The following is a 15,874-nucleotide window of genomic DNA, read 5'->3' as shown; positions in this document are numbered from 1 at the left end:
GTTAATCATTCTTTTTACGGGCAATGATTTTCACAGGTGTGCCCTCTAATTCAAACGTTGCACGCAAACGATTCTCTAAGAAACGTTGATACGAAAAGTGCATTAATTCTGGTTCGTTCACAAAGAAAACAAATGTTGGTGGTCCTACAGCTACTTGAGTCACATAATTAATCTTCAAGCGTTTTCCTTTGTCTGTTGGTGTTGGATTCATAACAACGGCATCCATTACCATGTCATTTAATACATGAGTAGCCACTCGAAGTGTATGATTCTCTGCTACTTTGTTAACAAGCGGCAACAAATGCTGCATCCGTTGACGAGTTAAAGCAGATAGGAATAAAATAGGGGCATACGTTAAGAACAGGAATTCTTCGCGAATCTTACGCTCGAAGTTCTGCATTGTTTTATCGTCTTTACCAGGAACCGCATCCCATTTATTCACGACAAACAAAATCGCTCGTCCCGCTTCATGCGCATACCCAGCAATCTTTTTATCTTGCTCAATGATGCCTTCTTCTGCATTTAATACGACTAAGACAACATCCGCTCTCTCAATTGCCTTAAGTGCTCGAAGGACACTGTACTTTTCTGTCGTCTCGTACACCTTTCCACGTTTACGCATACCCGCTGTATCAATAACCACATAATCCTGGTCATCTTTAGTGAACGGTGTATCAATCGCATCACGAGTTGTACCGGCAATGTCACTTACAATCACTCGGTCTTCTCCAAGCATTCCATTTACTAATGAAGATTTACCTACATTCGGACGACCAATTAATGCAATACGGATCGTATCAGGATCATACTCTTCCTCTTCCTGATCTGGGAAATGGCTTTTTACCTCATCTAATAAGTCACCAAGACCAAGTCCGTGTGAGCCAGAAATACCAAACGGTTCTCCCATTCCTAATGAATAAAATTCATACAGATGCTGTTGCATGTCCACGTTATCAATTTTATTCACTGCAAGAACAACTGGTTTTTTAGATCGGAACAATAGCTTGGCTACTTCCTGATCTGCATTAGTAATGCCTTCACGTCCATTTACCATAAAGATAATGACGTCGGATTCTTTAATAGCAAGCTCTGCCTGAGCACGCATTTGCACAAGCAATGGCTCGTCTCCAATTTCAATTCCGCCTGTATCGATCACCTGGAACTCTGTATCTAGCCATTCACCTTGACTATAGATACGATCACGAGTTACACCAGGAATGTCTTCCACAATCGCAACTCTTTCTCCAACAATACGATTAAAAATTGTAGATTTTCCGACGTTAGGACGCCCTACAATGGCCACAACTGGTTTAGTCATAGCGCCACAACCTTTCTCTAAAATGCTGATCCTTTCACAATAAAAGGAGACAGTCATTGTTCATACGAAAAAACGACACGAGCTCACACCTTTATAAGTGCATTCTTTGCCGTTTCTAACTTACTCATCTTACTAAATCTAACGGTGCTTGTCGACCCTATCAGAAAAGGTTTTATAGGCTCTCTGTTGCACTTCGCCATTTCTCTGTCGCATCTTGCAAAACTCCAAGGATTTGTTGCAGAAGAATATGAACGCCAAGTATGATCAGACTTAAAGCCAAACCATCAAAAAATAAACCACTTCCAATCTCAAAAAGCCCCCATATATTTGCTGTTACAAGGTGTGTCAACACTTCACCATGAATCATACCTAGTGTAACAATCGTCACCCGTAACAAGGCGTTTTTCATCAATAATATCGATAAAAGAAAAAGAATACTAGCCATCATCCATTCCTTTTGGACAATAACAATGATTGGATCAAACATAGCCCATAACGAAAACCCTGCATAGACTGCCGCAATAAACCATCCAAACATAAATGAAAGAAATAACCGTTTTCTAACTTGTGTATGAAACATCCAGTAACACCCTAAGGCTAGCCAAACAAAGCCTAGATTAATGATCCCTTTGGGTAGGGGAACCTGAATGGCATACATGATAATAAAAAGTAGAATAAAACCCGCAATCATCGTTCTTTTTTGTGACTTTGGCATTAAAAACGTGACGATAATCCACGCAACCCAGCTTAACCAAAACATACCTAAACCTTCCATTTGGTTTCTCCCCCCTAGTTTCATAAGCTAGTATGGGCAGAAATGGTAGACACTAAACCTATCTAAGAGAGGAAAAGCATAGAAAAGTAGCGCACATATTAAATAATATGTGCGCTACTCCCTACTAACACTTATTTATACTTTTTTAACTGATCGCCAATCATATCTCCTAATGAAAACCCACCAGAATCTTCTTCTCGAGATTTTTCATATTGAGCATAATGCTGACTACCATCTTCATCTTCAAGCAATTCTCTGATACTTAAAGAAACACGTTTGTCCTGAGCACTTACTTCAAGTACTTTTACTTGTACGGTTTCTCCTTCAGATAATACTTCACTTGGCGTACCGATGTGACGGTTTGCAATTTGTGAAATATGAACCAGACCTTCGATTCCTGCAGCAATTTCAACAAAGGCACCAAAGGATACAAGTCGTTTGACTGTTCCATCTACCACGTCACCTACAGAAAATTGCTCGGCTACTTTTTCCCACGGTCCCGGTTCTGTATCTTTAATAGATAAAGAGACACGCTCACTGTTTGTATCAACAGAAAGAATTTTCACCCTGACACTCTGACCTTCAGAGACAATCTCAGATGGGCTCTCCACACGATGATGCGCTAATTGAGAAATGTGTACAAGGCCATCTACGCCTCCTACATCAACAAAGGCACCGAAGTTTGTTAAGCGTTGAACGGTTCCCTCAACTGTGTCTCCCGCCTTTAATGAATCAAGAACCTGGCGTTTATTTGTTTCAACTTCTTCATCAAGAACAGCACGTTGTGAAAGAATGAGTTTATTGTGCTCACGATCAAGCTCCACAACTTTTAATCGAAGTGTCTGACCTTTGTAGTCAGAGAAATCTTCAACAAAGTGACGTTCGACAAGAGATGCTGGAATGAATCCACGAACGCCTACATCTACTACAAGTCCACCCTTTACAACATCAGCTACTTCAGCCTCAATAATTTCCCCTGAAGAATAGGCGTCTTGAAGTCGTTCCCATGCCTTTTCAGCCTGTACAGCTCGCTTAGAAAGGACCAACTCTTCATCAGTGACTTTTTGAATTTTGAGCTCCAGTTCATCATCAACTGCTAGAACATCACTTACGGTTTCAATGTGTAGGCTAGATAGTTCACTAATCGGTAAAATCCCATCTACTTTAAAGCCAACATCAACAAAGGCTTGTTTCTCTTCAACCTTTGTTACCTTACCAGTCACAATGTCTCCTACAGAAAATGATTTCAGTTCTGATACTTCATTATTCATATCTTCAATCATTGACATTTGCCTCCTTCAGTACCCACCAACTAACAGTGGTAATGAAACTATATTTATAAAAAACTTTCAGCTAAAGTGAAAGCATTTTAATCGTGAGGTTGGTTATGCGTATCTAATAATGCTTGAATTTCACTCATAATCAGTTCTGTGACTTCTCCTGAGCTTGCTTTGGTTTCTCGTTGTTGGGTTAGGTCTAACGGTTTTCCATAAACAAGCTTTAAACGTTTCCCGCGCTTGTACGTTCCAATAATTGCACATGGAATCACAACCGCATCCGTTTTTAATGCAAAGAAACCTGCACCAGCCAAACCTTTTCCAAGCTTGCCATCTTTACTTCTTGTTCCTTCAGGAAATAATCCTAAAATTTCTTGATCATTTAAGTAGTTCATTCCTTTGCGTAATGTTTGCTTATCAGCTCCACCACGCTTAACCGGAAATGCACCAAGCTTAGGTAATAATTGCTTTAGGATTGGTTTTTCAAAAAGCTCCTGCTTAGCCATATATCGTGTAGGGCGTTTAATGTAAGCTCCAAGAAACGGTGGATCAAAATTACTAATATGATTACAACATAGTAACACTCCACCCTGCTCAGGAATGTTCTCTTTACCTTCAATTTCAATTTTATAAAGTGTCGATAAATACGTTCGACAAACAAACTGACCAAATTGGTATAATCCCATTTAGCTTGTTCGCTCCTTCGCTAAATCAGTAATAGCTTGGGCAACTTCTGAAATGGATAAAGTGGTCGTATCAATCTCAATTGCATCCTCCGCTTTTTTTAGCGGGGCAAATGCTCTTGTTGAATCAAGCTCATCACGTCTGGCAATGTCGATTTTAAGTTGTTCGTAATCAGAAGGCATCCCTTTTTTAAGCTGTTCTTCGTGACGTCTACGTGCTCGTTCTGATACAGACGCAGTTAAAAACACTTTTAATTGAGCATTTGGAAGAACATAGGTTCCAATATCTCTGCCATCTAATACGCTATGCGTTTTTTGAGCAAGTTGGCGTTGACGCTCTACCATTTCAACACGTACAGCTTCCCAGCTTGAAACGAGAGAAACATTCTGATTGACTTCAGGAGATCTGATGTCTTTTGTCACATCTTGATCGTTAAGAAGAACACTTGCGCCCTCAGCATTTACAACTAATTGTATGTGGCAGTTACTAAGTAAATGGCTAAGTTCGCTCTCACTGTTCATATTAACATCTTCTCTTAATGCAGCAAACGTTAACGCTCGATACATAGCTCCTGTATCAATATACAGAAACCCTAATTCTTCTGAAACTAACTTTGCTACTGTACTCTTTCCAGCACCAGCAGGCCCATCAATGGCAATATTCACCGAATCACTCATTTCTTACACCTCATATTATTTCACAACACATATCATCTGTTCGTACTTTCTAAAAACCGCTATTTAAACGGATATCTTCCCTTTAAGTGTAGCATAGATGAAGATAGTGGTCTAATGAAAATCCAGTCCCTAAAGCTTCATTTTCTTTTTTTCCATTAGTTGTTTTTCAAAAATATACGTCATTATTTTTTCTCGATCCCGCTTAGCAAGTTGAAGAAATTCAAACGAAAGACGTTCCTGTGAATGTTCAGACGGCTGTATGACTCGAACAATATCAGCCTTCACTTGAAGATAATCAACTGTACCAGAAGGGCGATGTAACACTAAATAGAGCATAACCATTTCACCTATAGGTGGGCATTGGTAATTACGTGGCAGCGTGATGGCACAACCGCCACCGCTAATGTCAATTGTAGTTGAGGCAAACGGATAATAATCTGTATGGAATGGATGAACAGCAACATCTGCTCTTGCAGAGATTCTGACATATTCCCTTCTCTGTAATTTAATCACTTGATCTGGCAGCGGCTGATTCAGAATTAAAATAGGGATCTCTGATTTCTTACGTCCTAAAATTGTCGCTTCAAACGAATACACTGCATTTTCTTTGGCTACCCACCACGCTTTAAATTGCGTACCATCATAGAAAAATGCCGGTTTCTTTGTTGTCTCATTGATAGGATAATCAATCATAATCCGTCCTTCTTCCAGATCAACCACTCGACAGCGATAAACCGGTACCGGTTTTTCCATTTCTTGATGTTTTGCCTCAAGATATAACGTCATTCCTACTTCCACACGTTCGCCATCCTCTCTCTATCTTTTTCCTTTTATTATCGCATGATCTGACAAAATGGCAAGGTATGAAACGAATATCCCAATGCAAAAATGAAGGACCTAAAAGCAATGTTTTCGCTTTTAGGTCCTACGTGCTTTATTGGAAAACAGGCTCTGATTGAATCAGACGTTCTACTTTTTCTTCCTGCCCATCTTCAGCGTTGATGAAAATACGATACGTATCATCATCTAGTACACCAAGAAATTCATAACAAAGTACTTCTTCATTAATATTGTTCTTAATGACTCCAATGTGTTCTTCCATAATCTTCACTTTGGGATTTACTTTTGTCTGGGCTTCCTCACGACTTAACTTTGGCTCTGCGATATCACGATTCTTCTGATGATTGATAATGTATCCTTTTGATTCGTAGCTGACAACATCCCCGTTATCTAACGCTACGCCAATCAATATAGAGTCCGGATAAATTCTAACATCATCTTGTTTATACACATATTCAAAGACTCCAACAGAATCGTACTGTGTACTATCAATTAACTCCATGTTTTCTTTTCCGTGTTGCTCTAAGAAATTGCTTGCTTTCTCAGTAGCCTCGTTTAGTCCAATCGTTTGTTCACCAATCTCACGTTCCTGCATAAACCAAATGGGCTCTCCACCATTTATACTTATGTCCATATAATAATTCGCTTTATGATCTGGATCATCGATGACGAGAGTATAAGCCGGATACTCTAACCCTTTCCCTGTCTCAGTAATATCAACGTTTGATTCTTTTCCAACACCAGCATAGCTTCTACCAATGTCCTGAGCTTCTTTTTCACTCACTTCTTTTCCTGTTAGTGCCTTTTTAAGCTCACCGTTGATATTACGAATGGAGTCTTTACTCGCTCCCCAATCGACTTCACTAAATCCTTCAACTGACTTATTCATCAGTTCAAATTGACCCGGAACACTTTCCTCTCCTTGTGGAGCATTTTCATTCGCACTCTCATCCACCCAACGATGCTTGTTATTCATCGCTTGCGCCTGCAAGCTACGCATACTTTGGCGGATTTCACCTGCATGCTTGTGCAGATCGGTTAACGTCTGATATTCCTTTTCTGTTAATGGCTCTTTGTCTAAATCACGCACAGATGTACGGTAGCTAAAGTCACCAATTTTGTAAAGGAATTCTTCCGTATCACTTGTCTTTACATTTTGCATAGGTAATTGTGCTAGGTTTTTCTGTGCTAAGCTTGTTATACGCCATACTTCAGCAAGAGATGGTGTTAACTGCCTTCTTGTATTCATAGCAAGTGTTTTACCTAGTTCATCCTCAATCTGATCTAGGTTAAAGGTTAGATCATGAAATGCTCGTTGGTAGTTATTTTCTGCCTGAATTCTAAGTTCGTCGCCTTCTGATTTCTGTTGATAGCCCCACACGCCTGTTCCAATGACGGCCGCGACAGCTATTCCAATAAGTATATTCCGTATCAAATCCTCACACCTCCATTAACTAATAACAAAAGATATGCTTACCTATTTGTTTAATTTGTTCACGTGACCAGATCCAATCAGAAGTAGCGGTTTCCGGATTAAAGTAATAAATGGCATTTCCGGTCGGATCTTGACCATTTAATGCATCAATTACCGCTTTTCTGGCTTGTTCATTAGGTTCATTGTAAATTTGACCGTCAGCTACTGCTGTAAAGGCTCTTGGTTCGAAAATAACTTCTGAGACTGTGTTCGGAAAAGTTGCACTGTTTATCCGGTTTACGATAACAGCAGCAACAGCTACTTGACCGACATATGGTTCTCCACGTGCTTCACCATAAACGGCTTGAGCCATTAGGCGAATGTCATTGTCTGAATATCCTGATGGAACATTATTCGCTTTTTCAATTGTCGGCTGGTCGTTCTCAGGCTTTTGAGGTTGTTCATCTCCGCCAGTCCCTTCATTTGTTCCGCCTCCTCCTTGATTTGACGGAGCTTGTGGTTGACTTACGTTACCACCTGAACCATTACTGCCTGATCCACCTTTGGAAGCACCATTCTTAGCTCCACCCTTTGCACTTCCCTTAGGGCCTTGCTGCTTTTCTTTTGGTGTTCCACCATAATGCGAGAATTTTCTTCCTTCTTTTAAGGCGTTTTGGACAAAGCCTTCATCATATTTTGTTGCTTTTGCTAGTCTCGTTTTCATTTTGTCGCCGACTAGTCCATCGACATCCATTCCAAAATCCTCTTGGAAGTTACGAACGGCCCAATACGTTCCCCATCCATAAACTCCATCAATTTTCCCTGTATAAAAACCGTTGTACTGTAACCGTGCTTGAAGCTCTACCACATCATCCCCAGTTGATCCTTTTTGAATCACTCGTTCTGAGAAGGCTAAAGCTTCTTCACTTATGACGAAAGGTAAGCAAAGTGCTGCTATGAGAGTGAATAAAATACATCTTGAACACATTGACTGCTTAAACTTGCTCATTTGTTTTTTCCCTCCTATTACATTTATCCGCTAAATATTTCTGCGTGAGTTTAGTCTTTGTTGGAAAAATGGTTTTATTCATTTGTTTTTAAAAGACAAATGTTTTAAACATGAAAAAAACGGATGCTCCAATGATGGAACATCCGTCTTACTCAATTAATTAGATTGTTTGATCACATCTGTCCGTTCTTTAATATACTCAGATAAGGTAACGGTTAAGTCGTAATGCATGAATGGAGTGATTAAATAAATTCCATTAAAATATTCACATGCTGCATCAACAAGTTCTTTTGCTATAGCAAGCCCTTCGCGTTTTGAAGATTCTGAATCTCCTTCGTGTCTTGCCATGACTTCTCGAATACCTGATGTAAGTTTAATACCAGGCACTTCATTATGAAGAAACTCAGCATTTCTCGAACTAACAATCGGCATAATGCCTATATAGATCGGTTGATCTAGATGTTTTGTTTCATCATAAATCGCTTTAAGCTGATTGATATCATAGACGGGCTGACTCATAAAGTAATCAGCACCACTTTCGATTTTCTTTTCTAATCGTTTAACAGCTTTATCAATGTATTTTACATTTGGATTAAAGGCCGCACCTACAGTGAAGTCCGCTTTCTCTCCCAATTCTTTTCCTGAGAAAGATATCCCTTCATTTAACTGCTTGATCATCGATATTAATTGATAAGACGCTAAATCGTAAACGGAACTAGCTCCAGGGAAGTCACCAATTTTTGTTGGATCGCCCGTAATCGTTAATACATCATGCAACCCTAATGTATGTAAGCCCATAAGGTGCGATTGGAGGCCGATCAAGTTCCGGTCGCGGCATGTTAGATGAACTAGAGGTCTTGCTCTAATCTGTTCTTTTACCATTGTGCCAAGCGCTAAATTATCAACTCTTGGTGACGCAAGTGAGTTATCTGCAAGAGTTAATGCATCAATGCCTGCTTCTTTTAATGCTTTTGCACCTTGCATAAATTTTGAGACATTTAATTTTTTAGGAGGATCTAATTCAACAATAATGGAAGAACGATTCTTTACGATCTCTGTTAACTTCTCTTCTTTTCTGGCTGGACGATCTGATACGAGCGGCTTGCGAATAGCAACTTTAAGCTTTTTCTCATAAACCGGAACTCGTGAGCGTGCAGATTCGGCGATTGCTTTAATGTGTTCAGGCGTTGTTCCACAGCATCCACCGATCAGGCGTACGCCTTGATCAATAAATTTGTCAGTCATCGCAGCAAAGTAATCAGGATTTGATGAATAGAAAAAACGCCCATCGCGGTAGTCGGGTAAACTGGCATTTGGATATACAGCCAAAACATGGTCGATTGGAATTGGAATTTCTTCAAAGGATCTGAGCATATGTGCGGGACCCATTCGGCAATTGAGGCCAACAATGTCCGCACCTGCCGACGTCAACTGTTCAAAAGCTGTGGCAGCATGAATCCCTCCACTCATCACACCAATATCTCCTAAACTAATGTTCATGATAACCGGCAATGAGCTATGCTTTTTAGCAATTGATGTAACAAGTAGCGCTTCTTCTAAATCATAAAATGTCTCAAATAAAAGACCATCTACCCCTTCATCAATTAAGACAATGATTTGTTCAGTTAGTGCTTGCTCAATTTCACGGATCGTAGATTCTTCCATTTGAAATCTCCGGACCCCACCAACCGTGCCAACCACAAATGCTCGATTCTCCGCCGCTTGCTTTGCTAAAGCAACGGCACGGCGATTAATTTCTGCTGTTTTATCCTCGAGTCCATATTTTCCAAGCTTCAGTCTATTTGCAGCATATGTGTTTGTTTGAATGACATCTGCACCTGCTAGAAGATACTCTGTATGAATGGAGATAATCTCCTCCGGGTGGCTGAGGTTCACCTCTTCAAAGCATTGTTGTTCGATTCCGCGTTCGTACAAGAGCGTTCCCATCGCTCCGTCACCTACTAATACATCCTTTTTAAGGCGCTCTAACAACTCCACTTAAATCTCCCCCCACTTTAATAGTGAATCATCCTACAACTTGGAAAATGCTTGGTTTAAGTCCTCTATTAAATCCTCAGCTCGTTCAATTCCAACTGAAAAACGAAGTAAACGATTATCTACGCCATTTGCCATTCTTATTTCTTCTGGAATATCAGCGTGAGTTTGTGTAGCCGGATAGGTCATTAAGCTTTCAACGCCACCTAAGCTTTCTGCAAATGAAATAAGTGTAAGATTTTGAAGAATCGGATTAATCCAATCCTCACTACCAACTCTAAAGGAAATCATTCCACCTCTTCCAGGGTATAACACGTCTTCTACAACACTTGATTCTTCTAAGAACTGCACTAACTCTTTTGCATTTTGTTCATGCTTTTCCATACGTAATGCTAAAGTTTTCATGCCGCGAATCACAAGCCAGGAATCAAACGCTGATAATGTTGCACCAATTCCATTATGAAAATATCCGATTTTCGCTGAAAGCTCTTTGCCTTTTGATACAATTAAACCTGCAATCACGTCATTGTGACCACTTATGTACTTTGAAGCACTGTGAATGACGATATCGGCTCCGAGTTTAATAGGTTGTTGTATGATTGGTGTGTAAAACGTATTATCCACGATAAGCAGCAGATTATATTTCTCTGCAAGCTTAGCTAGCTCAGGAATTGAAGCTTCTTGCATAAGTGGGTTTGTTGGTGTTTCAATGAATAACGCTTTTGTTCCAGGTGTGATTGCTTCTTCAAAGGTCTTTATATCACGAGGATCAGAATAGTGGAATGTGATGCCCCAATGATTCCACCCCTCTTCAAACAATCGATAGGTTCCTCCGTACAGATCTTTTGAAGCGACAATTTCATCCCCACTTTTAAAGATAGACAAGACTGTTTGAACAGCAGCCATTCCCGAGCTACACGCAAACCCTTGGTCCCCTACCTCTAGCTCAGCGATAGCTTGTTCTAAGATCTCTCTTGTTGGGTTTCCTGTTCTTGCATAATCATATCCGGTTGATTCACCTATTCCTGTATGCCTGTAAGCTGTGGAAAAGTAGACAGGTGCGTTCACAGCTCCTGTTCGATTGTCTTTTCGATTTCCAATTTGAACTAACTTTGTTTCTAACGTTTTATCACTCATTTTTGATCGTTCCCCCTAGATATCATTTAAATAGAAAAAAGCGCCTTTCTCAAAGATAAGAGAAAGGCGCTTATTAATTCCATATAAGCTTTCTCTTATCTTAGCAGTATACACTGCCGGATTTAGCACCTTGCCCAAGCAGGCTGGTTGCTGAGACTTCGCAGGGCCTTTCCCTCCATCTCTCTTGATAAGAATACATGTTAAATTATGAATATTCACTTAAACATACATGATAACTGTTTAAAACGCAAGCCTTAATTCTATGTTTCTAGTGTGGCTTCAATCTGAAGTTGATCTTCATTACCACAAACACAGCGTTTAAAACCCGTTTCATATTCTCCAAACTCATTTTTATGACCTCGAAGAATATATTTTTCCCGACAAAGTGGGCATCTAATAACAACTCTATATCGTTCGCCTTGCATGATTTAATTCCTCCTTATTCGTGGTGATTGTTGATCAAGCCTTCGAGCGAGTTTCATTTTATAGATGGCGAAAGCCCATAGCATCAGCATAAAAGGAATTAATCCAAAAAACACATAATGATTAAACAAATACACAATGTAGTCATACAAACTATGTAAGAACACTGGGATCCATAATGAATAGCTCAGATACTTTTTTTTATGGCTTGGTGAAAGCTTTGCATGACTTAAATAATACCCCATGATTATTCCAAAAAGTGCATGACTCGAGACTGGTAACAATGCTCGTCCGATCGCCGTCTCAATACCGTGCGCAATCAAATAAAGGATATTTTCCATGGTTGCAAAACCAAGCGACAGTGATACTCCGTATACAATGCCATCATTCCGTCTGTTAATCGTTCCTAATTGGTAAGCAAAAATATAGAGAACAAACCATTTAAAGAACTCCTCAGTAAAACCGTACAGAATAAGAGCCTGTTGCCATTCGAAAGGAAAAACATTCTCTTCAATAAACGCAAACTGTAAAACCATAACAGGAAACACTAACAAGAATCCCATTAAAAAGGTTCGGATAATGGTTCCATATATCGCACGACGATAATCCGTTTTAAGATAAAAGTAAGTTAGCAGTCCGATTGCAGGTGCTATTGCAGCCGTTAGCAACGAAAACATCTACGACCTGCCTTTCCGACGTACAGATTACCCACTTGCCAAGTCTTCATCAAGAAAGGTGCTGTTCATCGCATTCAGTAAATCCATTATATTCCTCTATCCCATACTTGACAAGAAAAAGCCATTAATTCAAGAAACCTTGTGCGACATCCTGTTTTGAGGCCATTAGCACCATTGTTTTAATACGTGCTTTCTTACTATCATAATCCGACCCTAAAATTACGCCTCGTTGCTCTAAATCATGGGCACTGCCCGCATATTCATAGGTTGGATATACCTTTCCTTCTTCAGAGGACGTTGTCATGATGATATGTTTATCTTGTTGTAATGCTTTACTTAACATAGGTACGAGGTTAGGTGGAACCTGACCCCGGCCAACACCTTCAAGTACAATTGCATCAGAATGAGTAACGACACTTTCTAAAATGGATGAGTCCATTCCTAAATATATTTTTAGAATAGCGACCTTAGGCAATGCATGCTCAATTGAATATGTACGGCGGTTTAACGGCTTTTGGTACATAAAGATTGTATCATTATCGATAATACCTAAATAACCGAATCCAAAGGCATTAAACCCTTGAATGTTTGATGCATGTTCTTTTTTTACATATCGCGCTGCGAATAGGCGTTCATTAAACACCACAACTGTACCCACATCTCTAAGTGATTCATGACAAGCAGCATAGATGGCATGACGCAAATTAATAAACGCGTCGCTTCCTAACTGTTCTGGACCACGTTGTGAGCCTGTTACAATAACCGGACGCACGTCTTGTATCACTAAATCCAGAAAATATGCCGTCTCCTCTAATGTATCCGTTCCATGAGTAACTACAACACCCGACACTTCTTCATCAAGAAAGGCATCTTCCACCTCTTTTTTTAGCTCAAGCCAATCATCTAATGTAATGTGGACGCTTGGCTTTTGTAGCATAGAGCGAACGGTGACATGAATATCGTTTGGCAGATTACACAAATTAGCGAGCTCCTCACCTGTTAGTTCACCTGCTACTAATTTCCCTGCTTCGTTCTCTGTACTTGCAATGGTTCCACCTGTTGTTAGTAACACAACCTTTTTCATTCAGTCATCTCCTTTTGATTGGTACGAATTTCGTCAATTCTTGTGGCAATACCTTTACCATGCCACCGACCATTCTCTATAAAAATTTCATTTGCATTATTTCCTGCAGCAATCACGCCCGCAATAAATAGACCGTCCACATTCGTTTCATACGTATCTCGATCGAAAGTCGGTCTACCCGTTTCATCATCCACGATTACACCCATACTTTTAATAAACTGATGATCAGGGTGATACCCTGTCATTGCGAACACATAATCTGCCTTAATCGATTTTGTCTCTCCAGCAACGGAATATTGAACCAGATCTTTTGTTATTTTATGAACGTCCGCTTTAAACTCAAGATGGATCTTCCGGTGCTTTACGAGTGAAATGTACTCCGGTAAAATCCAAGGCTTAACACTTGGCGAATAATCCTCACCTCGATAAAGAGCTGTTACATAGGCTCCTGCTTTTTCTAATTCTAATGCTGCATCAATTGCTGAGTTCTTCCCACCTATCACAACAACGTTTTGTCTGTAATAAGGATGAGCTTCTTTAAAATAATGATACACATGAGGAAGATCCTCACCTTCGATATTCATGTAGTTAGGCGAGTTGTAGTAACCTGTTGCAATAACCACAAACGACGCCTCGTACGTTTGTTTCTCCGTTTTCACAACAAATGTACCGTCCTCCTGTTTATCAACATTTAAGACAGCCTCACGCGATTGAATCCGTAAATTTTTGCGCTCTGCTACACTTCGATAATAAACAAGTGCCTGATTTCGATGAGGTTTTCGTTCTTCTGTTACAAAAGCCACATCACCAATTTCAAGCTTTTCGCTTGTACTAAAGAAGGTTTGATGAGTAGGGTACTTGTAAATTGAACTCACAATGTGATCCTTTTCTATAATAAGCGGTTCAATGCCTTTGTCCTGACAAGCAATGGCTGCCGCTAATCCGCATGGTCCTCCACCTATAATGATGACTTCTTCCTTCATACTCAAACCGTTCACACTCCAATCCTGCATTTACTTCCTTATGATGCCGCATTTTAGACAGAAAAAGTATAGCATATTAGCCCACTCTCATGCAGGTTTCACGAACCATATAAAAAAGCAGTGAAATCATTGATTTCACTGCTAACTCTATCACTCTATACCCAACCTCTAAATCTTGAGGCTTCGGCCATCTTTCGTACACCAATCATGTAGGCTGCTAATCTCATATTCACCTTCCGTGATCTGGAAAGCTGATAGATATTATTAAATGCGCCTTTAATCATGACCTCAAGCTTTCTTTCTACTTCATCATCAGTCCAGTAATACCCTTGATTATTTTGGACCCATTCAAAATAAGAAACAGTTACGCCTCCAGAGCTAGCTAGCACGTCTGGAACTAACAGAACGCCTCGTTCAGCCAGAATCTCTGTAGCTTCCATTGTCGTTGGTCCGTTTGCTGCTTCAACAATAATAGACGCTTTTATTTGATCTGCATTCTCTTTTGTAATTTGATTTTCAATAGCCGCAGGAACAAGAATATCACAATCAAGTTCAAGAAGCTCTTCGTTTGTAATGGTGTTTTTAAATAGCTTTGTCACTGTACCAAAGCTGTCCCTGCGATCTAATAAATAATCAACATCTAATCCATCAGGTTCGTACAGAGCACCGTATGCATCACCAATCCCAACGATTTTTGCACCAGCGTCATGCAAAAACTTAGCAAGGAAGCTACCTGCGTTACCGAATCCTTGAATAACGATTCTAGCATCTGTTAACTCAATTCCTGCTTTTTTACAGGCTTCATTGATACAAATAGTGACTCCTCTTGCTGTTGCTGATTCTCTACCATGCGAACCACCAAGAACAAGTGGTTTACCAGTAATAAAATTAGGTGAATCAAATTCGCGTATTTTACTGTACTCGTCTAACATCCACGCCATAATCTGCGAATTAGTGAACACATCTGGAGCTGGTATGTCTTTTGTTGGACCTACAACTTGACTAATTGCTCGTACATACCCTCGACTTAACCGTTCAAGCTCACGGAAAGACATTTCACGCGGATCACAAACAATCCCGCCTTTACCGCCACCATACGGAAGATCAACAATCCCAGACTTTAAACTCATCCAAATCGAAAGTGCTTTTACTTCACGCTCGGTCACGTCAGGATGAAACCGTACGCCACCTTTTGTTGGACCCACCGAGTCATTATGCTGAGCTCTATATCCAGTAAAGATTTTGGTAGAACCATCATCCATACGGATTGGAATACGAACCGTAAGCATACGTAAAGGTTCACTTAATAACTCATACATTTCAGTAGGGTATCCTAGCTTCGTAAGTGCTTGTTTAATTACCGTTTGAGTCGATCCTAGTACATCAAGCTGATCAATCTGTTTGTCATAATCATCCATTTCTTTCACCTCTGAGCTGTGTATCGCTTGCGTATCTTTCTACCAAGCAAGCCTCTCCCCTTAACTATAATGAACAATGTGTTAGATTTCCACCATTTTAAGGTTTTTTTCTAGATAATCTATCAAAAGAATGTTCGACAGTTTCATTAAACGCAAATAAGCC

15 protein-coding genes and 1 riboswitch are annotated in these 15,874 nt (G+C 40.0%); all 15 genes read right to left on the bottom strand.

Annotated elements, in window-relative coordinates; all coding sequences use genetic code 11:
- Position 1: 1 nt before the first annotated feature.
- Positions 2-1,318 carry a ribosome biogenesis GTPase Der gene (gene der, locus NSQ54_09190; protein WYP28248.1) on the bottom strand — a complete coding sequence of 439 codons (1,317 nt, stop codon included), beginning with the start codon at positions 1,316-1,318 and terminating at the stop codon, positions 2-4.
- Between the two features lie 172 nt (positions 1,319-1,490).
- A complete protein-coding gene (locus tag NSQ54_09185; GenBank protein ID WYP28247.1) occupies positions 1,491-2,093 on the bottom strand; it encodes a hypothetical protein in 603 nt (200 codons plus the stop codon).
- 131 nt (positions 2,094-2,224) lie between these two features.
- A complete protein-coding gene (rpsA, locus tag NSQ54_09180) occupies positions 2,225-3,376 on the bottom strand; it encodes a 30S ribosomal protein S1 (GenBank protein WYP28246.1) in 1,152 nt (383 codons plus the stop codon).
- Positions 3,377-3,462: 86 nt separating this feature from the next.
- Positions 3,463-4,056: a lysophospholipid acyltransferase family protein gene (locus NSQ54_09175; GenBank protein ID WYP28245.1), complete on the bottom strand. Its 594-nt coding sequence runs from the start codon at positions 4,054-4,056 to the stop codon at positions 3,463-3,465.
- Positions 4,057-4,731, bottom strand: coding sequence for a (d)CMP kinase (gene cmk, locus NSQ54_09170; protein ID WYP28244.1), 675 nt, complete (start codon positions 4,729-4,731; stop codon positions 4,057-4,059).
- 129 nt (positions 4,732-4,860) lie between these two features.
- Complete coding sequence (locus NSQ54_09165; GenBank protein ID WYP28243.1) at positions 4,861-5,529, bottom strand: flagellar brake domain-containing protein; 669 nt, start codon at positions 5,527-5,529, stop codon at positions 4,861-4,863.
- A 136-nt stretch (positions 5,530-5,665) separates the two neighbouring features.
- Positions 5,666-7,006 carry a germination protein YpeB gene (gene ypeB / locus NSQ54_09160; protein ID WYP28242.1) on the bottom strand — a complete coding sequence of 447 codons (1,341 nt, stop codon included), beginning with the start codon at positions 7,004-7,006 and terminating at the stop codon, positions 5,666-5,668.
- Positions 7,007-7,025: 19 nt separating this feature from the next.
- Entirely contained in the window at positions 7,026-7,994 is a 969-nt protein-coding gene (sleB, locus tag NSQ54_09155; GenBank protein WYP28241.1) for a spore cortex-lytic enzyme, read from the bottom strand.
- Between the two features lie 156 nt (positions 7,995-8,150).
- Complete coding sequence (locus NSQ54_09150; GenBank protein WYP28240.1) at positions 8,151-9,992, bottom strand: bifunctional homocysteine S-methyltransferase/methylenetetrahydrofolate reductase; 1,842 nt, start codon at positions 9,990-9,992, stop codon at positions 8,151-8,153.
- A 33-nt stretch (positions 9,993-10,025) separates the two neighbouring features.
- On the bottom strand, positions 10,026-11,126 hold the full coding sequence (locus NSQ54_09145) for a methionine biosynthesis PLP-dependent protein (protein ID WYP28239.1): 1,101 nt from the start codon (positions 11,124-11,126) through the stop codon (positions 10,026-10,028).
- A 92-nt stretch (positions 11,127-11,218) separates the two neighbouring features.
- A riboswitch (SAM riboswitch) is annotated at positions 11,219-11,320 on the bottom strand.
- Positions 11,321-11,386: 66 nt separating this feature from the next.
- On the bottom strand, positions 11,387-11,551 hold the full coding sequence (locus NSQ54_09140) for a hypothetical protein (protein ID WYP28238.1): 165 nt from the start codon (positions 11,549-11,551) through the stop codon (positions 11,387-11,389).
- 3 nt (positions 11,552-11,554) lie between these two features.
- Positions 11,555-12,226 carry a glutamic-type intramembrane protease PrsW gene (gene prsW / locus NSQ54_09135; protein WYP28237.1) on the bottom strand — a complete coding sequence of 224 codons (672 nt, stop codon included), beginning with the start codon at positions 12,224-12,226 and terminating at the stop codon, positions 11,555-11,557.
- A 124-nt stretch (positions 12,227-12,350) separates the two neighbouring features.
- Positions 12,351-13,310, bottom strand: coding sequence for an asparaginase (locus NSQ54_09130; GenBank protein ID WYP28236.1), 960 nt, complete (start codon positions 13,308-13,310; stop codon positions 12,351-12,353).
- Positions 13,307-14,293 (bottom strand): YpdA family putative bacillithiol disulfide reductase, encoded by a 987-nt coding sequence (locus tag NSQ54_09125; protein WYP28528.1) that lies wholly within the window; start codon positions 14,291-14,293, stop codon positions 13,307-13,309. Before NSQ54_09125 ends, NSQ54_09130 begins: the two co-directional genes overlap by 4 nt.
- A gap of 155 nt (positions 14,294-14,448) precedes the next feature.
- Positions 14,449-15,711, bottom strand: coding sequence for a Glu/Leu/Phe/Val dehydrogenase (locus tag NSQ54_09120; GenBank protein ID WYP28235.1), 1,263 nt, complete (start codon positions 15,709-15,711; stop codon positions 14,449-14,451).
- Between the last annotated feature and the right edge of the window lie 163 nt (positions 15,712-15,874).

It is taken from the genome of Alkalihalobacillus sp. FSL W8-0930, from assembly GCA_037965595.1.
In the GTDB taxonomy this organism is placed as follows: Bacteria; Bacillota; Bacilli; order Bacillales; family Bacillaceae_D; genus Alkalicoccobacillus.
This window is presented reverse-complemented; position numbering and strand designations above follow the sequence as displayed.